The sequence below is a fragment of the Roseateles sp. P2_H4 genome, from assembly GCF_056403315.1.
The window spans coordinates 45,840-66,991 of record NZ_JBFUFR010000029.1 but is presented as its reverse complement, the minus strand read 5'-3'; the positions used below and the strand labels follow the sequence as shown (position 1 = coordinate 66,991).

Below are 21,152 nucleotides of genomic sequence, written 5' to 3'. Positions count from 1 at the left end.
AGGACTCGTTTCCATGAACTCCCAACCATCGCTATCCCCGCTGCAGCGCCGTCTCGTCTGGGGCGTTCGGATCCTGCTTGCCGTTGCGTTCGGTGCCGCCGGTGGCGCCAAGCTGCTAGGCCTGTCCGCCATGGTCCAGCTGTTTGATGCCATCGGCGTCGGGCAGTGGTTCCGCGTTCTGACGGGTGGTGTCGAGGTTGTCGGAGCCTTGCTGATCCTGATTCCCTTCGCTGGCTTTCTCGGGGGCCTGATGCTGACGGCCACCATGGTGGGCGCCGTGTTCACACACATGGCGATCGGCGGCAGCGCGTTGCCCGCGGTGGTGCTGGGCGGACTGTCGGTCTTCGTCGCCTGGCGTCTGCGGCCCGCTTCGACGACCGCAGCAGCCTGATCAGGCCTGGTACAGGAGACCACCATGACCTTCAATCAATCTGCCATCGCTGCTGCCCCGTCACGCCAAGTGCCATTCGAAGCGCAGCCCACGCCGGCGCGCGGTATCGCGACCCGCACCTGGGGGCACGGGCATGGCCCGATCACCCGGCTGATGAGCCCGTCCGACCTTGGGCAACTGGTGAAGCCTTTCGTGTTCCTCGACATCTTCGACCTGGGCGAGGAGATGCTGCATTCGATGAGCCAGGGCGACGGCATGCCGCTGCATCCGCATTCGGGCGTGGCTACCGTCACCGTGTTCACCGAAGGCGGCTTACGGTTCGACGATCCGTCCCTCGGTGCAGGTACGCTGACCTATGGCGGCGTGGAGTGGATGCGAGCTGGCAGCGGCGTTTGGCATGGCAAGGAGCTGTCGCCGGTTCCGGGCTACTCACGGGTACAGGGCTTCCAGCTTTGGCTCGCCTTGCCGGCGGACGTCGAAAACGGCGTTCCCGAGAGCAGGTGTATCGAGGCTTCAGGCATGCGCAGCGCCGGGCCTGCATCTGTGATCGTAGGTAGCTATGACGGCGTCGCGAGCCCGGTTCCGGCGCCTCCGGGCGTGACCTACCTTCTCGTGACGCTGCCCGCTGGTCAGCGCTGGACCTTCCACCCGCCGGGCGGGCAGGCTGTGTGCTGGCTTGCTCTGGCCAAGGGAGCTCTTGAGGCCGGCGAGCCAATACATCCTGGAGAAATGATTGTCTTTGAGCAGTCGGAGCAGGAGATCGACTTTCAGGCCGGTGCCGAGGACGCAGTATTCGTGCTCGGCGCGGCCGTGCCTCACCCATACGGCTTGCATCTCGGGAACTATTCCGTGCACACCTCCGCGGCCGCTCTGAGGGAGGGCGAGACTCGGATCGCTGAGCTGGGTCGCCGGATGAAGGCTACTGGTGTTCAGCGCACGCCCTCCGGCACCGTTCCGGTTCTCCGCTAGCCGCGAGCGAATTTCAGAAGCGCGAATTGGCCAGTGCTTGAGGGGAGCGGCGCTTGCAGGCAACACGCGGGTTTTGTCGAGGGCTAGTCGTCCGTTGGGCTTGCATTTCGGTCTTCCTTCCAAATCGGCTGTTGACGCTCAGCGCAGCGCAGTCAGAGCTGGGCCTCTGGGCCGAGTGCCCGATTTCAGAGGCGGTAGTCCTCTTCGCGCTGGTGTCGAACAGCACCCACGACCACGTCGTTGCCGACAATTTCGAACAGCACGACATAGCCCGCGCCGCCGAACGGCACGACCAATTCACGCGAGCGGCCATTCCCCAGTTCGGCCTTCCGGCAGGTGAAAGGCGACCAGGACAGTAGACGCATCCCCTCGCTGATCGCGTCGAGCGCGCGTTGAGGCGTCGTCCAATCCGGCGTTTCACTTGCGAGCTCGCGTTCGATGGCGAAGTCCTCCAGGCGCTGAAGGTCCGCAACTGCCTCTTCGAGCAGCGTGACGCTGTAGACGGGCGTCACCGGCCAGTGCGTTCAGCTGCTCGACGTTTCGCGTCGTCAAGGCGCCCCTGCAAACCGGCCATGACCTCGTCGACCGTACGGCCGCCGCCTTCTTGCTTCCAACGCTCGATCGCCGCCTCACCGCGGTTGACGAACTCCGCCTGCACGCGACGCCAAGCTGCGGCCGCAACGACCGCCTGCTCGATGAACTGGGTCAGCGACTCTCCGTCCCGCAAGACGGCTTCGACTTCGGCCCGAACCTCGGGCTCGACGCGGATGGGGGGAAAGGTGGCGGAGCGCATCACTCAAATGTATAGCAAACGTGCTACGCCGCCAATCCGCATCCAAGCTGCCGACGCGCCACCCCTATCGACCCGGGCGGCTCAGGCGGCCCAGGCGCATGCTTGCTGGCCCTCAACTCGATGGGAGTGTCTGCAGCAGCGTTGTGCCCATTGCTGTCGTCCGTTTTGCTGGTCGCATGGTCGGCGTAGGCGATCCGCGCTCCATCGATCTTGTTTTGTTGAATCGCGGCCGAGAACCGATTCGGCGTTGGGCAGAGTTTTTTCCGCCGACCGCTCCCATGCAGAAAGGAGTCGCTCATAGCCGTAGGCTTGCTGATTCAGCCCGGGCACCTACCGGGCGACTGCATCCGTGCGCTGCGACCAGTCACGGCCTACCCGGAACAGCCACACGCCATCGCAGTTTCGCTTCCCGCAAGCCGTCACTGAGCCTCCGGTGGCGCGCAGCGGGCGTGAATCTTGGCGGAAGTCAGCTGTCGACCGGATGCCCGAGCGATCCCCTGCAGGCGGGTCGCCACGTCTGTGATGACTGGCGGACGATGGATGTGCCGCTGGTTTGAATGACGAAGTTCAGACTATCGCAGGACGCCTTGATTCGAACATGGTCATGTTGGATACCGTGCCCATGTTAAATAACTTGGCCATGATATATACAATGGCCACGGTAACAGCTCCAGGAGCAAGTGATGCAGTCCTCCCGACCTGGCAAAAGCCGAGGAGAGGTAGCAATTGATGTCGTAGCGCAGGTTTTCGAATCGAGCGGTTGGGACACTGAGCTTCCTCATAGACAAGAGCAGCCGATGGCCGATCTGCTCGTCCGTCAAGGCAGGCGGCGATTTGCCGTCGAAGTCAAGTCGTTGGCGGAGGGGCGGCCGGATCGGGTGATCCCTCTGCTGACACAAGCCCTATTTCAGGCGAACTCCTACGCAAGGGCGTTGGGAGATTCCCAACCTCTGGCCGTCGTCTGCGTTGACGACGCGTCGCTGTCGATCGTCAAGCAGATCGACTCGTTCTTCGAACGGTACGCGCCGGAGATGGCGGTCGGCATCGTGACGAATACGGGTTGGCGCTACTTTCGCGGGGAAGGTCTGCAAGACCTGAACTCGCAGGACGAGCCGACTTCGCGACGCTGGCCGGTGGGCGCTCCCGCGACGAGTTCACCCGTCAACCTGTTCTCAGACCTTAACCAGTGGCTGCTCAAAGTCCTGCTTGCACCCGACATAGCCGGTGGTCTGCTCCAGGCACCTCGCTCTCGATACCGCAGTGGCGCCGAGCTTGCCGCCGCGGCGAACGTATCAAGCATGAGTGTTTCCCGCTTCGTGCAGCAGCTCAGGCTCGAGGAGTTCATCGACGAATCTTCGCATCGACTCGTCCTCGTTCGCCGGGCGGAATTGCTACGGCGCTGGCAAGCTGCCGCCGCACGCACGCCTGTAGACCTACCCATGCGATTTCTCATCAAAGCCTCCCCGCAAGTTCAAATCCACAAACTGCTCCAGGAGCGTCAGCGAGAGGCCTGCCTCGGACTGTTTGCCGCTGCCGACGCGTTGAACATGGGGCATGTCAGTGGCGTTCCGCCCTATATCCTGGTCGAGAGACTGCCCCGGGCTATCGATAGGCCATGGCGGGGAGTCACGATTRCCGGCCCGTCCGAGAAGCCCGACTTCATCTTGCGACAAGCGCAATTTCCAAAGTCCACGTTCCGCGGCGCTGTCCAGCGCGATGGGTCTTACGCATCCGATGTCATCCAGACCTGGCTTGATGTGGCTAATCACCCTTCGCGAGGGAGAGAGCAGGCCGAATTCATCTACACAAAGCACATCCAGTCCGTGACCCAACTCCAATGAACGACCTCGAACCTTTCGCGAAATTGGCGCTCGCCTTGGAACCTTGGCGCGGGCAACTGGTCTTCATCGGAGGCTGGGCGCATCGGCTGCATCGCTTTGATCCGCGCGCGAACAAGCTTGAACATCAACCAGTGTTTACTCGCGACACCGATCTCGCATTCGCCAACCGGGCGCCGATCGAGGGCGATATGAAGGCTGCGCTTCTTGAACGTGGCTTCAAGGAGGAGCTCGCAGGCGATTTCCGGCCACCCACCGCAAGTTACACCTTGGACGAGGAACAGGGCGGGTTCTACGCCGAGTTCCTGACGCCCTTGATCGGCAGCGGAATGAAGCGGGGCGGGGCACCCGACTCCACGCTGTCGAAAGGCGGCATCTCGGCCCAGAAGATCCGCAACCTGGATGTCCTGCTGGTCGATCCCTGGACAATTTCCTTGGAACCTAAAGGCGGATTCCCCTTGCCGGCCGCGATGGACGTCCGCGTGGCGAATCCACTGTGCTTCATGGTTCAGAAGTTCCTGATCGTCGACGACAGAAAGGCCGACAAACAGGCTCAAGACTTGCTGTATGGGTACGACACCATCGAGACGTTTGGCGGCTTGTTGGAAGACTTCCAGATATCGTGGAGAAACGTCGTGGCCCCATCGCTCGGCAAGCAGGCCGCAGAAGTGGAGGCGGTCACGAAGGCGACGTTCTCCGGCATCAACGACGTGATTCGCGCGGCCGCACGCATCCCGACGGATCGGAATCTGTCGCCAGAGAACATTCAAAGGACCTGCCAGCTCGCCTTTGAGCAGATTTTTGACTGAGCGCTACAGGCTCTGAAGATCGCCCGAAATGGCTGCTGCCTCTCTTGACTTCGAACTGCAGCGCAGCCTCTACGAAGCAGCCGGACGTGTGTGACCGCAGGTGGCCGGGACCGGGTCTTGCCTGGCGGGAAGGTGAGCTGACCTCGGTGGAAGGATGCGGCCAGCCAGCGTCGGCTAACGGCGGATCTGACGGGGACCCGGTCCCGGCCAAGAGCGGTCGACCGTGAATGGCTGCTTCCGGGTAGTCACCTGACAGAATGCCCGCGATCCATCTTCAAGCCGTGTCAGCCGATCAACACCTCCGCAACGTGCTTGCCCAGCATCAGGTCAACGCCGCCAGCGCCAAGGCGGTGGCGCTGCAGCACGTCGTACCCATCCTGCAGCGGTGGGCCGGTCAGTACCTCAGCAGCATCACCTGTCGGGCTCGGTGGCAAAGGGCACGGCCAACGCCGGCGCCAACGATATGGATCTCTTCGTGGCAATGTCCTCGACGACCCCCGGCGGGCTACGCGATATCTACGAGTCGCTGCACCAAGTGGCGTCGCAGCAGCCCTGGTTCGCCCGCCGGCAGAACGTGTCGATCGGGATCCAGCTGGGTGGCTATCACTTCGACCTAGTGCCTGGCCGCATGCAGGACGGCTATCAAAACTGGTTCTCTCTGTGGCGCAACAAGGCCCAAACTTGGACGCAGACCAACATCGCTCTGCAAATCCAGACGGTGGCCCAATCCGGCCGCACGGAGGAGATTCGCATCCTCAAGCGCTGGCGCACGCTGACCGGCCTGGACTTTCCGAGCTTCATCCTGGAGCTCGCGGTCCTGCAGGCTCTGCACGGCCGCCGACTGGGCGATCTGGCTAACAACGTCAGCGCTGCGCTGGAATGGCTGCGCGACAACATGCGCACGGCGCGCCTCTTGGATCCGGCGAACACGAACAACGTGGTGACCGATGATCTGACGGACACCGAGCGATCGGGGATCGCGATCGCGGCCGGCGTCGCGCGGGCCCAGCCGCACTACAGCAACTTCGTGTGGTGATCATGGCCATCGACCTGCGACAGCTCTTCGTCGATCGTCAGCAGCAGTTGGCCATCCAACTGCGCCTGGCCCGGGTCCACGTTGGCCACCCGGGCGACAAGGGCGCTGTGTCAGAGACCGAGTGGCTGGAGCTGCTGCGCAGCTTCCTGCCAAGTCGGTACTGCGTGGACAAGGCCACGGTCATCGACAGCCGCGGCGGCACAAGCGAGTCGATCGACGTAGTGGTCTATGACCGCCACCACTCGCCCCTGGTGTTCGAGCGGGCTGGCTTCAAGTTCATCCCGGCCGAGGCCGTCTATGCGGTCTTCGAGGTCAAGTAGACGCTGGACGCGGGGCACGTGGCCTACGCGGCCGGCAAGGCTGCCTCGGTGCGGCGGCTGCATCGCACGAGCGCTGCGGTGACGGACATCCGCGGCGCCACACCCGTCAAGCCACCCATCACCATTCTGGCCGGCCTGCTCACAACCGATATCGGCTGGGCAAAAGGCAACGCGGACGAGCAGTTGCTCAAGCACGTCGGGGGACTCGATGGCAACCATCTACTGCAGCTGGTGTGTGCGGCCGACAGCCAGGCTTTTGAGATCTCGCGTGATGCGAGCGGCACGCACCTGCAGGCCTCGACGCCGGACACCGGCCTGGTCTTCTTCCTCTTCAGCTTTCTTCAGAGCCTTCAGCAGCTGGGCACGGTGGCGCCCATCGACTTCGGAGCTTATCGCGCCGCAATGTAGGCGGCTGTCACTTCGACTGCCGCGCGGCCGCATTGAAGCGCGCCGCGATGACGTCGTCACCCTTGGCCGGTACGAAGTGTGTCAGCTAAGGCAGCGGTCGGGATTGCAAGGAAGCCCATGAGGACGGGGTGTGTGGGCATGTTTGGTGGACACCCCGGGTGACCCTCACATTGAGGTGACGACGGCCGGGTAGTTCGCTCGAAGCCGAAAGATTCAGGTGACTGGACCGGCTGGACATGATGGTTCGGACGTGGCCAATGACAGACCGCTATCGCCTGAAGCCGCCCTTGGCCTGTGGCCCGGCCGCTTTGCGGCGAAAGCCGCTTTAGTGGCGATCAGGGCATCAAGCGCCAACATCCCGGATAGCCCGGGTTCGACGCACGGTGAGAATGCCGGCGCCCGACCCAGAAGTCCACCTCAACGGAGCCCCATGAAGATCGCGTCCAGCCTGATGGCCCTCGCAGCCACCGTCCTGTCCCTCTTGGCCACCGGCCAGGCCATGGCCCAATCCGGCGCAACGGTTGACCCTGATTGCATTCTCAAGGGTTTCATCGCGCAGGGCACGGCGCGCGAAGCCTTCGTGCGCAACCTACCCCTGCAGCACTGGCGCGTCCAGCCCGACACCTCCGAGTATCAGTATTCCTTCCTCGACGAGCTCTATCGCCGCAAGGAAGAGGGCCTGCGCGACTTCGACCTCTTCGGCGCCGAGAAATTTCTGCAGTGCTTGCGCCCGGCCGCAACTGCCGAGCTTCCGCCCGCTGAAAGTCTGGTAGCTTGCTTTGCCGAAATCGACGTGGTGCTGCACGCACGGCAGTACAAGGCCGGCGGCGGCGGCCTAGCGGGCACCAAGCGTTTCGCTCGCTACTACTTGAAGGATGCCAAGCGTTATCCCCAGGAGATGTTCGACCGTGTCATCCCCAAGGCATTTGCGCTGGACGATCCCGAGCGTCTGCAGGCCTACCGAGAAGCGTTGATGCAGACCTGCGCGTCGGCAAAGCTGCGCTGAGCTCGGTTCGGCTCGACCTCCAACAACCCCGCGCTGCGTGCGGTGCCCTCGAGCTGCACCCAGGTGCTGCGGTATCGCGCGTTTTGGTCGGTAATCGCCAAGGGCTCGTGGACATTGGGAGCTGTCGGTCCGCATTGATCAATGCCGGACCGCTCACAGCCTCAAGCCGACTTAGCCGTGGACCGCAACGCGTAGGTCGGCTTGAGGCTGGGTACTGCCTCTAGGATTTGCGGACCGTAGGGCAGCAAAGTGCCCAAAGCCGAAAGTCGCCGACCCGCGGCTACAGGCTGGGCGCTGTCATCCAGGATTCGCGATCCAGCGGCCGCTACCGGCGGCAACGGTCGTTGAACGGTTGGCCTGCGGAACGATTGGCGGTCCATAACCAGCTGGTCTATGACCAGCAAGAGCAGGCGCAGCAGGCGGCCAACCGCACCGCCATCGCCCGGGGTGGACCGTCGGCTGGGGCGAGTTGATAGCTTCATCAATCGCATTGGACAAGGCTATGACTTGGCGCTTTAACCTGCGTCGTGAAGTCGGCGATTGGCCGGCTCGGAACTTCAGGACCGACTCCGGCGTCTGCGGCTGACCATTCCCAACCCCGCCAGCGAGGTAAGGGCCATGACTAGGCTGCCCGGTTCGGGCACTGTGGTCGCCGCCGCAGCCAGATCGAATTCGGCGCCGGTGCCGTTCTTGCCGACTAGGCCTGCATAGGACGTGGTTTGCAGCAGCATGCCGCTGCGGCTGTACTGGTCGAAATACTGCGTCGGCCCCCGAACCACCCACAACGTGTTGTCGGCGTAGTCCATCGCCAATGCACCACCCACCAGATCGCTGAGGGAAGTCATCAGCCGGCCATCCATCTGATAGTTCCGCAGCTCGCCCGCGGCGCCGTTCGGCGTGTCCAGGGTGGCCTGCAGCCAAAGCGTCTTGTTCGTTGGGTCGTAGGTGATGCCCGAGGCCCGGGCACCGTCGTCCAGCAGAAACAGCAAGGTTGGGTCGCCCCATTCACGGTCGAAGGAGTAGACGCCCGAGGGGTTGCCGCCAAAGCCGGCTGCGACGGCATAGTTGCGCCGGCCGTCGGTGGCACCATCGACGAGGCCCGCGCTGGTCGACTGCACATAGGTCGTGCCGGTTTGCGTCAGATCGAGGTTGTAGCGGCCGCCAAAGCCACTGCCATTGCCCATGGTGCGAACGTCGCCATACACGGCGATGGGCTGTTCACAATGGTTGCAGTAGGTGGGCGCCGAACCGGTGACTGCGTCACCCTGAACCGTGTACAGGCTCTTGGATGACACGTTGGTGAGGTACAGGGTCGACACCGGCCCGGCGTGGGCCGGGGCCACCATGGCGGTTGATGCTGCGGTCGCCAGTAAGACAAGGGCGTATTTCCGGAATCGAATCATGGCTTCTCTATGAGTTGGGGATGGAGTTCAGGGCAAGCTAAGCGGGAACTTGATTCAACGCGCCACCGTGCCGGGCGGGTCCGAGCGGTTGAACAGCAGGGCGCCATGCGCGCGCGCAAAGTCCTCGGTGCAGGCCTCACCGACGCGACCGCGCAACCGCGGGTAGAGCGATTCCAGTTGAGCCAGCGTGAGCTTGTGTTCCACGCGCACGTGGTGCACGCAGACCGCGCCGTACTCGCTCCAACCCGCCTCGAAATGCTGGCCGGGCAGCAGGTCTGGCCGCTGCACGCCGAGCGGGTCGTAGACATCGATCTGGTGTCCGTTTTCGGTGTAGGGCACGCCGTGGCCGCCGTAGTCGGCGCGCACCATGCGCGCACATGCGTTGAAGGTGCTGCGCAGCGGCACGCCGGTGGGGGTGGTCTGCCATGGCTCATAGCCCATGCGAAGGCATTTGGCCAGGGCACCGCTGGTGCAGCTCAGTGCAAAGGCCGTGGCGTCTTCGCTCAGCGAGCCGTCGGCCTGCTCGCGCCCGGGCAGCACCACGGCGTAGTGCGTGCCGTCGCTGTGCGGTGAGCACAGCGGCTGCCAGCCCTGCAGCTCGGTCCGGACCGACAACTCGTGGGCCCACCAGCCGCGTTCCGAGCCGCCGCTGATGTGTTGCACGCTGTCGATGCGTAACGCCGCGCCGCCGGCCAAGCGCAGCTCGGCGCCCACCAGGTCGGCTGAACGCAGTGCACCGCTCTCGGTCTGCAACACCCACTCGGTGCCCTCGGCGCGCAGCGGGGCGACGGGCGCGATTGGCGGCGCGGCGGCCACCAGCCCGTGCAGAGCGCAACCCAGCGTAGTCAGAACCCAGGTGTTGATGGCGGCCATGGTCGGGTCCCGATGGGACAGGTCAGCGAACTGCCAGCTTGCGGCCGTCGCGCAGCACGATGGTTTCGACTTGCGGCAACGCGGCGCTTGGGGTGCTCAGGTCGGTACCGTTGGACTTCATGCCGTTGACGACGAAGCCGTTGATCTGAATCCCGTTGACGACGAAGCCGTTGATCTGAATCCCGTTGACGACGAAGCCGTTGATCTGAATCCCGTTGAGGACGAGGCCATTGATCTGAATCCCGTTGAGGACGAGGCCGTTCGTGTACAGCCCGTTCGTGTACAGACCGTTGGTATACAGACCGTTGGTATACAGGCCGTTGAGCTGTGTGCCGTTCGCCAACGCAGCTGCCTGGGCCGGTACATGGGCCAGCGCGGCGACGGCGAAGGCAGCAGAGAGGATGGTGCGGAGCATGGTGGTCTTCATGGAGGTTTCCTTGGGGTGGATGTGTTGCGACGGCAAACGCACCTGTCGCTACTTGGGGATACGCGATCGCCTCGGATGGAGCGTGAAGGCGCTTGGTTTGGTCCGCCGACGCGCCTAGTCCTTACTTGGCGAGATGCCCCTTGAACCGGTGACGCACGTGTATGTAAGGCGCCCGCGCGCCTCGCGACTACGCGGGGCAGGCTGCCGCTCTGTCGTCAGCCTTCGACGAGAAGTGCATAACGTGCACCTTCTACGTCGTTAGCTTTGGCGTCGAGCGGCCGAGCGCCGCCGAGGCGGCTCGCTCCGCCGAGCAGCAACCAAAGCTTCTGCGTCTGCGTCTGCGTCTGCATCCACAGCTTCCGCGCCGAGTTGGAGGGGCTCGGCGGCGGGCTGGCTGTGGCGGACCGGTGTCGGGTAAGGTCGCGCTCACGCTGAGGTCGGCATCAGGTCCGCACCCGATTCTTGGCGCGTACTCAATGCCTACTGGAACCAGCGCGTGAAGCACACGGCCCCCACGGGGCCGGCGCAAGTTGAGCTAACAGCAACTACGGGCTTATGCGCCGCAGCATGCTCCTACTCGATGATCGCCTCGTCATCGCCAGTCTCGCTGTGCTTGCGCCAGGCACGAGTCGCGCGTCGCATGAGGTTGAGCTGGGCGACGAAGCGCGCGCAGGCGAAGCAGACCCGCACATGCAGTTGCAGGGCCAGACGGTCGGCGGCCGGAATTTCATGGTCTTCGTCTTCCAGCAGCAGGCGCGCGGCTTCGCGGCAAGTGAGCGTGTTCTTGAGGCTCATGTGGCCACCTCGTCGAACCAGCGCACCTGCAGGCAATCTCGCAGCCTCATGCGCGCGCGGTGAAGCAGCACCCACAGATTGGCGGACGTGATGGCCAGTTCGCGACAGATCTCGTCGGACTCCAGCTCCAGCCACTCGCGCATCATGAACACGCGGGCTTGCGTAGGCGGCAGGTGCTCGCAGCAGACCTGCAGCACCTCGAAGAATTGCTTCTGGCAGCAGGCAGCATCGGGGTCACCCCAGTCGCGTGGCGCTTCACGCCAGTGGCCGTCGGCTTGAAATAGGTCGTCGAACAGATCCTCGCCGTCCTCGCCAACGAGCACCGTCGCCTCACGGGTGTTGCGGCGCAACTGGTCAACGAGCTTGTGCTTGAGGATGCCGATCAGCCAGGTCTTGAGCTGGGACTGGCCACCAAAGGACTGCGGGCGCTCCAGTGCGGCGAGCAGGCACTCAGACACCGCGTCCTCGGCCCATGCATCGTTTCTCAACTGAGCCCGCGCGAACCTCAGCAGATGAGGGCGCAGGCCTTCAACCTGTAGCGCAAAGTCGGTCATGGGGTCCCATGGCAATCGCGATGGTCCAGTTTACAAAGAGCCGCCTTGCCTGCAGCTTGCCGAACGGCCGCGGAACAGTCGAGGAATGGTTCTAGGGGGTCAGCCCGGCCGTCCCTCCTCCCAGCCGTGGTTCACGAGCGAATCAATGACGGCCTGTTGCGCCGGGCTTGTGGGACGCTCGGCCTGGGTCAGCACGCTGACCTCGCGCACGATGGGCACGTCCGACATGGTCACGTACGCAAGCCGAGCGGCGCGGGCGATGGAGATGGGCATGAAGGCGACGCCGAAGTTGGCGCGGACCAAGGCCTGAATCCAGTCCTCGCGCGATGACTGCTGCACCACCTCCAGCCGCACGCCGCGGTCGCGCAGCAGCCGCTCGATGTAGGTCGAGAACTCGCACATCACACGCTCGCAATAGCGCTCGCGATTGAGCTCGGCCATCTCCACGCTGACGCGGCCGCTGAAGCGGTGGTCGTCGCCGATGGCCAGCACGTAGTCCTCGCTGAACAGCGGCGTGGCGGCGAAGCGCTTGGGGATCTCATAGGGAGAGCACATGATGCCCACGTCCACGTCGCCCTGATCCAGCGCATCGGTCAGCGCCTCCAGGTTGCCCTCGCGAAAGCTCAGTTCCACCTCGGTGCGGCCCTCCTGGCTCTCCACGAAGCCCGGCAGCACCTGGTGGAAGTCGATGGTGCACATGACGCCTACGCGCACCACCTCGCGCTGCACGCGCGTGAGGCGCCTGGCCTCTTCGCGGGCGTGATTGGCCGTCTCGTAGATCTGGCGGAAGTTGGGCAGCATGCCCCGACCCAGCTCGGTGAGCTGCACCGAGTTCTTGGTGCGGTCGAAAAGCCGTCCGCCGATGGCCTCTTCCAGCCGTTGTATGGCCTTGGTGAGCGCCGGCTGCGACACGAAGGACCGCTCCGACGCACGCGTGAAGTTCAGCGTGTCGGCCACGGCCAGGAAATAGCGGATCTGGTAGAGCTCCATGCGCACCTCGGTCGAGGACGGGCGCAAAACCTTTCAGTGAAAAAGCACGTCGCCGATAACCGCCGCCGATGGCGCGATGAATTGTTGCGATTTCCGCGCCGCGGGCCCGGTTCCTAAGCTTCTCCCCGTTGACGAGCAAGCCTATGAACACCCCCACCCAACCCCTCAAGACCCTGGTCATCGCCGGCGGCGGCTTTGCCGGCACCACGCTGGCCCGCCGCCTGGAGGCACAGCTGCCGCCGGGCTGGCAGCTCGTGCTGCTCAGCGAAGAGAGCTACACCACCTTCAACCCCATGCTGGCCGAGGTGGTGGGGGCGGCCGTGTTCCCTGAGCACGTCATCGCGCCGATCCGCGAGATGCTGGTCACGACCCGCTTCATCATGGGCCGGCTGGAGCGTGTCGACCACGCGGCCAAGACCCTCAGCTGCTCCACGCTGGCCGGCCCGCTGGAGATGAGCTTCGACCATCTGGTACTGGCTTTCGGTCAGCGCGCCAACCTCAACATCATCCCGGGCCTGGCCGAGCATGCGCTGCCGCTCAAGCTGGTGGGCGACGCGATGCACATCCGCAACCGCCTGCTGCAGCGCCTGGCCCACATCGAGCTGAGCCACAACAAGGCGCATCGACGCTCGCTGGGCCACTTCGTCGTCATCGGCGGAGGTTTCTCGGGCGTCGAGGTGGCCGGTGCCGTCGTGGACTTCATCCGCAGCGCACTGCGCTGCTATCCCCGCGTGAAGGCCCACGAGCTGCGCGTCTCGCTGCTGCACGACGGCGACCGACTGCTGCCGGAACTGCCGGCCACACTGGGCATCTCGGCCGCCAAGTCGCTTGCGGAGCGCGGCGTGGACGTGCGCCTGGGCGCGCGTGCTGCCAACGTGGACGCCTATGGCGTTGACCTGGCCAGCGGCGAACGCCTGCCGGCCGCCACCGTCGTCTGCACCATCGGCGCACGCAGCAACCCATTGGTAGACCGCCTGGGTCTCACGACTCTGCGTGGCCGCATCGTGACCGACTCCGATGGCCAGGTGCCCGACCGGCCCGGCCTGTGGGCAGTCGGCGACTGCGCCGCGACCCTCAACCTGGCCGATGGCCAGCCTTGCCCGCCGACGGCGCAGTTCGCCGTGGCTCAGGCCGAACAGCTCGCGCGAAACCTGCTGCGCCACATCGCTGGCCAACCCACCCGCCCCTTCAATCACGAATCGCGCGGAATGATGGCCACAACCGGCCATCACCGCGGTGTGGCACAGGTCTTCGGCATCAAGCTCACCGGCCTGCCTGCATGGCTGCTATGGCGGGCTTACTACCTCATGCGCATGCCCACGCTGGGCCGCAAGGTGCGCATCTGGGTCGAGTGGACCTGGAGCCTCTTCTTCCCTGCCGACGTCACTCATCTGCGCTTCACGCGTACTGCGGACGTTGATACGCCACCACCTGCCCAACCCACGAATCACTAGGAGCACCCGCATCATGTTCATTGGCAAGACCGCCCTCGTCACAGGCTCGACCTCAGGCATCGGCCTGGGCATCGCGCGCACCCTGGCCGCCCAAGGCGCCAACATCATCCTCAACGGTTTTGGCGACGCCGCCGAGATCGCACGGCTGCGCGGCGAGTTGGCCGAGCAATACGACGTGCAAGTGCGCTACGACGGCGCCGACATGAGTCGCCCCGAAGCCATCGAGGACATGATGGGCAAGGCACTGTCCGAGTTCGGCTGCATCGACCTGCTTGTCAACAACGCCGGCATCCAGCACGTCTCGCCGGTGGACGAGTTCCCCGTCGACAAGTGGTACGCCATCCTGGCCATCAACCTGTCGGCCTGCTTCCACACCACGCGGCTGGCACTGCCGGCGATGAAGAAGAAGGGCTTCGGGCGTATCGTCAACATCGCCTCAGCCCATGCGCTGGTAGCCAGCCCCTACAAGTCGGCCTATGTGACGGCCAAGCACGGCGTCGCGGGCTTCACGAAGACCGTGGCGCTGGAAGTGGCCGAGGGCGGCATCACCGTCAACGCGGTCTGCCCCGGCTATGTGCTGACGCCGCTGGTCGAGCAGCAGATCCCCGACACAGCCAAGGCCCGCGGCATCAGCCCCGAAGAGGTGGTGCGCAACGTGTTGCTGGCCGCCCAGCCCACCAAGAAGTTCGTCACCGTCGAGCAGGTCGCCGCCCTCACGGCCTTCCTGTGCTCAGACGACGCGGCCTCCATCACCGGCGCCATCCTGCCCATCGAAGGCGGCTGGACGGCGCAGTAAGCCCGGGCTCAGCCCACCCACCCCCAAGGAGAACTCCCATGCAAAAACTGACCCTCATCGCCATCACTGCACTCGCCTTTGCAGGCGCCGCCCATGCCGGCGAATGCCCGGCCGACAAGCTCGCCGCCAACGCGCTGCAAGGTGCGGCCACCGCCCCGGTCGGCGTGACCGACACCGAGCTGGCCTCCATCGACCTGTCTAAGGAGAACGTCAAGCTCGACCAGCGCCGCCTGCGCATGCGCCACATGACCATCGCCCCTGGCGGCGTGGTGCCCCTGCACAGCCACGAGGACCGCCCCGCGCTCATCATGGTCAACAGCGGCGAGATCTACGAGTACAGCAGCAAGTGCAGCGTGCCCGTCCTGCACAAAGCCGGTGACATCGCACGCGAGTTCCTGGGCACCAAGCACTGGTGGAAGAACGTCGGCGCGCTGCCGGTGGAGCTGACCATCGCCGACGTCGTCAACGATAAGAAGCCCGCCACCATGGAAAAGATGATGTAAGGCCGCGGCCACCGCCCACGACCCTGTCCAGCAACCCAAGAAGAGACACCCGATGAACGCCACCACGACCTCCACCGTCAAGGCCCGCAAAGCCCGCACCGCACCGCCAGCGGAGCAGCACGGCCTGCCAGGCCAGGTTGTGCTGGTGCTGCAGGGCGGCGGGGCGCTGGGCGCCTACCAAGTGGGCGTCTACCAGGCGCTGCATGACGCGGGCATCGAGCCCGACTGGGTCATCGGCACTTCCATCGGCGCCATCAACGCCGCACTCATCGCGGGCAACCCGCCCGAGCGCCGCATGGAGCGGCTCAACGCCTTCTGGCAGCACGTCGAGCAGCCGGTCACCACCGCCGGCCCGCTGGACTGGCTGGGTATGGGCAACTGGGTCGCCAACATGACCACGGTGATGCGCGGCATCCCAGCCTTCTTCGAGCCCAGCAGGGCCGCGCTGCGCGGTGTGCGGGCCAACGTGGGCGTGGAGTCGGCCGCGTACTACAGCACCGAGCCGCTGCGCGAGACGCTGGCCGAGTTGGTCGACTTCGCCGGCGTGCAGGATGGCCCCACACGGCTGACAGTGGGCGCCGTCAACGCCTGCACCGGCGCGATGCGCTATTTCGACAGCGAGCACGAGGCCCTGTGCGTCGAGCACGTCATGGCCTCCGGCGCGCTGCCGCCGGCTTTCCCGGCCGTGCGCATCGACGGCGAGCCCTACTGGGATGGCGGCCTGTACTCCAACACACCCATCGAGGCCGTGCTGGACGACCGCCGCCGTCGCGACTCGCTGATCTTCGCCGTCAACGTGTGGCACCAGACGGCGCCCGAGCCCGAGTCCATCTGGCAGGTCATGGGCCGGCAAAAGGACATCCAGTTCGCCAGCCGCGCCGACAGCCACATCGCGCGACAAAAGCAGATCCACCGCCTGCGCCACGTCATCCGCCAACTCACGCAGCAACTGCCGGCGTCCAAGCGGGCTGACCCGACCGTCAAGGAGCTGTCGTCCTGGGGCTGCGGCACCACCATGCACGTGGCCCATCTGCTGGCGCCCCGGCTGGAGGGCGAGGATCACACCAAGGACATCGACTTCACGCCGGCCGGCGTTAAGGCACGCCGCGAAGCCGGCTATGCCGACACGATGCGCATGATTGAGCGCTCGCCCTGGCGCGAGCCCACCGACCCCATCGAGGGCGTGGTCGAGCACGTCTGAACCGGGAAAGAGGATGACTGCCATCTGGTTCACGGCCTTGCTCTGTGTCGGCGCCATGGGCTTCGCCATCCAGCGCGGTGGTACCTGCATGGTGGCGGCAGTGGACGAGGTCATCACCGCCCGCCGTGCCCACCGCCTGGCCGCCATGCTGGAGGCATCGCTATGGGTTGCCGGCGGCCTGGCGATCGGCCAGCTCATGCATCTGGCTGGCAGCATGCCTCCCGGTTTCGCGTCCAACGTCTGGACGGTCGCAGGCGGCGTGCTCCTCGGGCTGGGCGCCTGGGTCAACCAGGCCTGCGTGTTCGGTGCCATTGCCCGCCTGGGCTCGGGAGACTGGGCTTACTCCGCCACGCCGCTGGGCTTCTATGCCGGCTGCCTGAGCGTACAGCCCCTCTTCGCGCGCCCGGCCGCGCAGACGCTGGCCCACGCCTCAGCGATAGAAGGCCCTGCCTCTTTGCTGGCTCCGCTGTTCATTGGCTACGTCTGCTGGCGCCTGTGGCCGGGCCTCGCCGTACTCAAGGAGCCGGGCCGCCTGCGGGTGCTGGGCGAAAAGGTATCGTCCCCGCACGCCGCCACCATCGTCATTGGCGCGAGCTTTGTCGTCACGCTGCTGCTGGCCGGCAGCTGGGCCTACACCGACGTACTGGCAGACCTGGCGCGCATGAGTGGTGCCTCGCGAAAGGGTCCAGGCCTGTTGCCGCTGCTGCTGTTCCTGGCGCTGTATGCAGGCGCCCTGCTCGGTGGCCTCACCGCCGGTCGCTGGCGCTCGGCCCGGCCTCTGATCGTTCAAGTGCTGCGCTGCTTCACAGGCGGCGTGCTGATGGGTTGGGGCAGCCTATTGATTCCCGGCTCCAACGACGGCCTCATCCTCATCGGCATCCCCACGCTGCGCCCCTACGCTTGGCTGGCTTTCGCAAGCATGTTCCTCTCCATCGCCTTAGCCATGCTGATTCACCTTCGGTGGCGGCAATGGCGAGTGGCTGGACGTCCGGAGCCATCGATGCACTGAGCGTAAATAACTCGCGATTGAGCCCATGTCCATGAAGGCATGATCAGCGGGCTCTGATGCCGTTCATAGGGCCGCGTGATACCGAGGAACAGGAACAGGCCAAAAACGCAACGGGATGGTGGGCGAGCAATGTGTACCAGCGCGACCAGCAGTGGCACGGCGGCTTCAGCGCTGTGCCCCAGACGTGTGGCGCAGCTGCCTGTTCCGCGAACCGCACTAGGCGCGACCGCGTCGAGGCTGGTTAGCGTGGCGGCCCGTCGGCTACCGCGGGCGGACCTGGGCATGCGCTTGGAGCGCCTTGCAAATGTTTCAGCGCTCGGATGACTGCTATGGAGCTGTGACCGTGCATTCGTGACCAGGCCACGACTGGCAGCACCCGCTGCGGTGCTGTCCATAGCCGTGGATCTGGAATTTCGGCTTCTATGGGGACTCGTTTGTCAAGCGGCTCGTGGCGGTGCTCGTTCATGGATCCGCATAGTCATGACCTTCTATGGGGACTCGTTTGTCAAGCGGCTCGTGGCGGTGCTCGTTCATGGATCCGCATAGTCATGACCTTGAAGTTAACTTGGCGGAGGCGTTCAGCGGATCCAAGGCAGGGGTATGACGAGCGTCCGAGCCAGTGTCCGGACCAGCTTCTATCCGTGTCGAACATGGATGTCCGGCACCAAATGCAACATACGCGCAAATTGCGCTGGCAAACCCCAGTTATCGACGCGCCCCTTCTTTGGGGACGGTCACTCGTGAGTGACCCGCCGAAGTTTCGGGCGCGTTGACCTTTGATCACGATGAGTTGATTCCGCCAGGTGCTACGTAGTTGATAGCTCTCAGCCGACCACGGGCTTGAGAGCGGCGCCCGCGGGAATCTCACCCTGTTTCAGGTACTTCCATAAGGCAATGACAAGGCGCCTGGCCAACGCGACAATTCCCACGCGTCGCATGCGCTTGCCGCCGGCCGCGAATCGCTGGTTGAACCACAAGGTGAGCGCACTGTCGGGCTGCAATTTCAGCCACCCCCAACTCAGCTCGACCAGCAGCGCTCGAACACGTCGGTTTCCGGCTTTGCTGATGCCCTGCTCGTGTTCGCTGTCGCCACTTGAATAGGGCGTTGGAGCCAAGCCCACGCAGCCTGCCACCTCGCGTCGGTTGCTGAACTTGCGCCAGCCGAACAGTTCCGTGACCAACACCCACGCACCTTTTTCCCCAATGGCGCGCAGTCGGCTCAGTTGGGCGACAAGAGGTTGCTTGCCCTCTTCAAGCGCAAGCCGGCGAGCCGATTCCAACGCTCGGATCTGATCCTTGACCAACTTCAGCCGTGCACTCTCACGCTCGATCTCGATGCGCAACGCGGGCGGCACCTGTGAGCCGTGCAGGTCCCACCACTTCGCCCAGTCACGTCCGCCGATGACGATTTGCGGGCGAAGGTTGTGCAGCACCAGCAACGCCTGAATTCGGGTCTGGTGAGCGACCCGCTCATGCGTGAGTCGCCCAAGTTCACGATGGGTGCGGCGCTCATCCTCGGCCTCGCGGGACGGTTCACGCAAAACTGACCAGACTCGTTCGCCATTGAGATGGCGTAGCAGCATCGCCAGCAGCTTGTCGCCATCAAGACGATCCGTCTTCGCACGACGTGAACGCCGGTTGACCTCGATGCTCGCAGCGTCGACGACGATGTTGTCAACGCCCTGCTCTTGAAGCCAGCGGTGCAGCCACCAGCCGTCCCGGCCGGCTTCATAGCAACTGTGCGCCTTACATCCACTCGCCAAGCTGCAGCGCGACCGTGCCCTGTTGAAGCAATCGAGCACGGCCACCACGTCGCCCGCGTCAATGCTGTATCGGCTCGGCCCGCGCCGACCGTCGCTGATCGTCAACTTCCAGCGCTTGTCACCGAGCTCGAAGCTCACGTACAAATCACCGGTTCCGGCTGTACTCTGGCCTTGTGGGACTGATGTCGGGGAGATCGCCATTTCCGTTCTCCTTGAGTAGCGAGTTTTGGAAACCTCGTCTTACGCCAACGAGGTCGCTAGGTCAGTCCCACATAGCATCTTTGGGCACCAAGCTGCCGACGGCCTGCCGGTCCGCGTCCCGGGGGGGCAGGTCAATGCAGCGGATTCAACCGGTCGACGCAACACACTTGGCGCCGCTCAGCCCGAAGGAGTTTTGGACAGCGCGCGATGAACGGTCGCGTGTCCGGGACTATTGAGCGCGATTTGCGGGCTGTTCATCGGGTGGCCTCGACAACGTCAGGCCGGTGCAGTTTGACAGGTTGAAAGCGACCGTTCACAACGCCCATGCCGACCGCCGTCCCGCTGGGGTCCACCCTGTTCACAAACCTCAGGCTGTCGGCAACGTTTCCTGGCAGCTTGACGTCGCTGTTGCTGCGCCGGTCGCGGGCAAAGATTCGGGTGACATTTTGATCGGTGTCGGTGACGAAGCCATAGAGCGTGTCGGCGTCGCCTGCGATGAGAGTCAGCGTCAACGGCGAAGGTACTTCCAGCGTGATTTGTGTTCCCGAGTCCCAGATGGCGGCGGCCTGCGACAGCTCACCGCGATAGATGTGACCGACGAACTGACCAGGAGCGATGCGCGCAAAGGCGATGCCGCGCGAATTGGACAGCAGCGTCGGCACCGAGACATCGCAGTGTTTGTCGATGCGCCAGTAAGCTGGGTGAAAACCGTCGGACATGCCCACCGCACCGACGATATAGCCATCATCCGTGATGGCGTGCGCCGCGGTCACGCCGCTGTTGAGGCTCGGATCCGTTGCGGCGACCAGGCTTGGCAGCAATCAGGGCGTGGAGTCCTGTGAACACCACACCATGGCGACTGTCCGGGACATGCCGTGGCTCACCGCTGGGATCCGGCCATTGCCGATGACTCGGCTGGACGAATCGATGCCGACCGCCTGCGTCTCCTCGACATGGGCGAGCGTCGCCAACCGTTTTGCGGCTGCACCGCCCGGCCAGACGACTGGCAAGAACAGCGGTTGGAAGTTTGACGCGTCATACGCGTATCCGACAGCCGTGCCATCGTTGGCGACGGCCATCGCGACTCCTTCGGCGAAGCCGTCGATCGCCGGCATCGGAATTGCGTCACCCTGCTTGAGAGCGAACGCCGTCGAGCACTGCCGGGCGCGGCGGCAGGGGGCGGTCCGGCTCAGCAGGTCGCCGTGCCAACCGTGGAGCGCGCATTGCCGCCCAGGCGGCGTTGATCGATGACGATGGCCGCGCAGAGGTTCTCCAGCACATCGGCATCCGGCTGGGCGTGGTGCGGCAGACGGTGCCTCACGAAGGTGGAGAAGGTGTCGTTCAGCTGCCTTTGCGACTCGGCTGCAATGGTGTCGAAAACGAGTGAGGACTTGCCCGATCCCGAGACCCCTGTGAACACCGTGATGCGCTTCTTCGGGATGTCGACGCTGACGTTGCGCAGATTGTTCTCGCGGGCACCGACGATGTGAATGAAGTCGGTGGATCGCGATGGATGGTTCTGCATGTGGGAAGTCTTTGCCTGCATGGCGGGCGACGGCAATCCATGTGCCCAGCTGTGATGACTGCCCGCCTGCCACTCGTTCGTCAGACCT

25 protein-coding genes are annotated in these 21,152 nt (G+C 64.5%); 13 read left to right on the top strand and 12 right to left on the bottom strand.

Features of this window, described 5'->3' with window-relative positions; translation table 11 throughout:
- Positions 1–13: 13 nt before the first annotated feature.
- A complete protein-coding gene (locus AC1DW3_RS20980; RefSeq protein WP_477934481.1) occupies positions 14–391 on the top strand; it encodes a DoxX family protein in 378 nt (125 codons plus the stop codon).
- 24 nt (positions 392–415) lie between these two features.
- A complete protein-coding gene (locus AC1DW3_RS20975; protein WP_477934480.1) occupies positions 416–1,360 on the top strand; it encodes a pirin family protein in 945 nt (314 codons plus the stop codon).
- Between the two features lie 185 nt (positions 1,361–1,545).
- Here AC1DW3_RS20975 and AC1DW3_RS20970 read toward each other — a convergent pair whose 3' ends face one another.
- Together AC1DW3_RS20970 and AC1DW3_RS20965 are read right to left on the bottom strand one after the other, a co-directional pair.
- A complete protein-coding gene (locus tag AC1DW3_RS20970) occupies positions 1,546–1,872 on the bottom strand; it encodes a type II toxin-antitoxin system RelE/ParE family toxin (protein ID WP_477934478.1) in 327 nt (108 codons plus the stop codon).
- Positions 1,869–2,153 (bottom strand): YlcI/YnfO family protein, encoded by a 285-nt coding sequence (locus tag AC1DW3_RS20965; RefSeq protein WP_057300987.1) that lies wholly within the window; start codon positions 2,151–2,153, stop codon positions 1,869–1,871. The genes AC1DW3_RS20970 and AC1DW3_RS20965 overlap by 4 nt, the downstream gene beginning before the upstream one ends.
- Positions 2,154–2,950: 797 nt before the next feature.
- Here AC1DW3_RS20965 and AC1DW3_RS20960 point away from each other — a divergent pair.
- The 6 genes from AC1DW3_RS20960 (at position 2,951) to AC1DW3_RS20935 (ending at position 7,570) form a co-directional block, all read left to right on the top strand.
- Positions 2,951–3,994 carry an RpiR family transcriptional regulator gene (locus AC1DW3_RS20960; protein WP_477934476.1) on the top strand — a complete coding sequence of 348 codons (1,044 nt, stop codon included), beginning with the start codon at positions 2,951–2,953 and terminating at the stop codon, positions 3,992–3,994.
- Positions 3,991–4,800: a GSU2403 family nucleotidyltransferase fold protein gene (locus AC1DW3_RS20955; RefSeq protein WP_477934474.1), complete on the top strand. Its 810-nt coding sequence runs from the start codon at positions 3,991–3,993 to the stop codon at positions 4,798–4,800. Before AC1DW3_RS20960 ends, AC1DW3_RS20955 begins: the two co-directional genes overlap by 4 nt.
- A gap of 463 nt (positions 4,801–5,263) precedes the next feature.
- Positions 5,264–5,836 carry a nucleotidyltransferase gene (locus AC1DW3_RS20950; protein ID WP_477934472.1) on the top strand — a complete coding sequence of 191 codons (573 nt, stop codon included), beginning with the start codon at positions 5,264–5,266 and terminating at the stop codon, positions 5,834–5,836.
- Between the two features lie 2 nt (positions 5,837–5,838).
- Positions 5,839–6,156, top strand: coding sequence for a DUF6602 domain-containing protein (locus AC1DW3_RS20945; RefSeq protein ID WP_477934470.1), 318 nt, complete (start codon positions 5,839–5,841; stop codon positions 6,154–6,156).
- 18 nt (positions 6,157–6,174) lie between these two features.
- Positions 6,175–6,564 carry a hypothetical protein gene (locus AC1DW3_RS20940; RefSeq protein WP_477934468.1) on the top strand — a complete coding sequence of 130 codons (390 nt, stop codon included), beginning with the start codon at positions 6,175–6,177 and terminating at the stop codon, positions 6,562–6,564.
- 430 nt (positions 6,565–6,994) lie between these two features.
- Positions 6,995–7,570, top strand: coding sequence for a hypothetical protein (locus AC1DW3_RS20935; RefSeq protein WP_477934466.1), 576 nt, complete (start codon positions 6,995–6,997; stop codon positions 7,568–7,570).
- 557 nt (positions 7,571–8,127) lie between these two features.
- On the opposite strand, the gene AC1DW3_RS20930 is transcribed toward AC1DW3_RS20935, so the two are convergent.
- The 6 genes from AC1DW3_RS20930 to AC1DW3_RS20905 all read right to left on the bottom strand — a co-directional run bounded on the left by AC1DW3_RS20930 (position 8,128) and on the right by AC1DW3_RS20905 (position 12,639).
- The gene (locus tag AC1DW3_RS20930) at positions 8,128–8,973 is read right to left on the bottom strand and encodes a PEP-CTERM sorting domain-containing protein (RefSeq protein ID WP_477934464.1); all 846 of its coding nucleotides are present in this window, start codon (positions 8,971–8,973) and stop codon (positions 8,128–8,130) included.
- 54 nt (positions 8,974–9,027) lie between these two features.
- Complete coding sequence (locus tag AC1DW3_RS20925) at positions 9,028–9,846, bottom strand: ADYC domain-containing protein (protein WP_477934462.1); 819 nt, start codon at positions 9,844–9,846, stop codon at positions 9,028–9,030.
- Positions 9,847–9,868: 22 nt separating this feature from the next.
- Positions 9,869–10,273 carry a hypothetical protein gene (locus tag AC1DW3_RS20920; protein WP_457391503.1) on the bottom strand — a complete coding sequence of 135 codons (405 nt, stop codon included), beginning with the start codon at positions 10,271–10,273 and terminating at the stop codon, positions 9,869–9,871.
- 573 nt (positions 10,274–10,846) lie between these two features.
- Complete coding sequence (locus tag AC1DW3_RS20915; protein ID WP_057298845.1) at positions 10,847–11,068, bottom strand: anti-sigma factor family protein; 222 nt, start codon at positions 11,066–11,068, stop codon at positions 10,847–10,849.
- Complete coding sequence (locus tag AC1DW3_RS20910; RefSeq protein ID WP_457356259.1) at positions 11,065–11,622, bottom strand: sigma-70 family RNA polymerase sigma factor; 558 nt, start codon at positions 11,620–11,622, stop codon at positions 11,065–11,067. Before AC1DW3_RS20910 ends, AC1DW3_RS20915 begins: the two co-directional genes overlap by 4 nt.
- 99 nt (positions 11,623–11,721) lie before the next feature.
- The gene (locus AC1DW3_RS20905; RefSeq protein WP_457356258.1) at positions 11,722–12,639 is read right to left on the bottom strand and encodes a LysR family transcriptional regulator; all 918 of its coding nucleotides are present in this window, start codon (positions 12,637–12,639) and stop codon (positions 11,722–11,724) included.
- A gap of 116 nt (positions 12,640–12,755) precedes the next feature.
- On the opposite strand from AC1DW3_RS20905, the gene AC1DW3_RS20900 reads away from it, so the two are divergent.
- From AC1DW3_RS20900 to AC1DW3_RS20880, 5 genes are read left to right on the top strand one after another with little or no spacing between them, the layout of a single operon-like run.
- Positions 12,756–14,066, top strand: a complete 1,311-nt coding sequence (locus tag AC1DW3_RS20900; protein WP_477934459.1) for an NAD(P)/FAD-dependent oxidoreductase — start codon at positions 12,756–12,758, stop codon at positions 14,064–14,066.
- A 13-nt stretch (positions 14,067–14,079) separates the two neighbouring features.
- The gene (locus AC1DW3_RS20895) at positions 14,080–14,862 is read left to right on the top strand and encodes a 3-hydroxybutyrate dehydrogenase (RefSeq protein WP_457356256.1); all 783 of its coding nucleotides are present in this window, start codon (positions 14,080–14,082) and stop codon (positions 14,860–14,862) included.
- A 38-nt stretch (positions 14,863–14,900) separates the two neighbouring features.
- Positions 14,901–15,365 (top strand): cupin domain-containing protein, encoded by a 465-nt coding sequence (locus tag AC1DW3_RS20890; RefSeq protein WP_457356255.1) that lies wholly within the window; start codon positions 14,901–14,903, stop codon positions 15,363–15,365.
- A 52-nt stretch (positions 15,366–15,417) separates the two neighbouring features.
- Positions 15,418–16,566, top strand: a complete 1,149-nt coding sequence (locus AC1DW3_RS20885) for a patatin-like phospholipase family protein (RefSeq protein WP_457356254.1) — start codon at positions 15,418–15,420, stop codon at positions 16,564–16,566.
- A 13-nt stretch (positions 16,567–16,579) separates the two neighbouring features.
- Positions 16,580–17,575 carry a YeeE/YedE thiosulfate transporter family protein gene (locus AC1DW3_RS20880; RefSeq protein ID WP_477934455.1) on the top strand — a complete coding sequence of 332 codons (996 nt, stop codon included), beginning with the start codon at positions 16,580–16,582 and terminating at the stop codon, positions 17,573–17,575.
- Between the two features lie 824 nt (positions 17,576–18,399).
- Here AC1DW3_RS20880 and AC1DW3_RS20875 read toward each other — a convergent pair.
- The 4 genes from AC1DW3_RS20875 to AC1DW3_RS20860 form a co-directional block, all read right to left on the bottom strand.
- Positions 18,400–19,539, bottom strand: a complete 1,140-nt coding sequence (locus AC1DW3_RS20875; protein ID WP_477934453.1) for an IS110 family RNA-guided transposase — start codon at positions 19,537–19,539, stop codon at positions 18,400–18,402.
- Between the two features lie 254 nt (positions 19,540–19,793).
- A complete protein-coding gene (locus AC1DW3_RS20870) occupies positions 19,794–20,360 on the bottom strand; it encodes a hypothetical protein (RefSeq protein WP_477934451.1) in 567 nt (188 codons plus the stop codon).
- Positions 20,361–20,654: a hypothetical protein gene (locus AC1DW3_RS20865; protein WP_477934450.1), complete on the bottom strand. Its 294-nt coding sequence runs from the start codon at positions 20,652–20,654 to the stop codon at positions 20,361–20,363.
- A gap of 74 nt (positions 20,655–20,728) precedes the next feature.
- Positions 20,729–21,064: a P-loop NTPase family protein gene (locus AC1DW3_RS20860; RefSeq protein ID WP_477934448.1), complete on the bottom strand. Its 336-nt coding sequence runs from the start codon at positions 21,062–21,064 to the stop codon at positions 20,729–20,731.
- Positions 21,065–21,152: the final 88 nt, after the last annotated feature.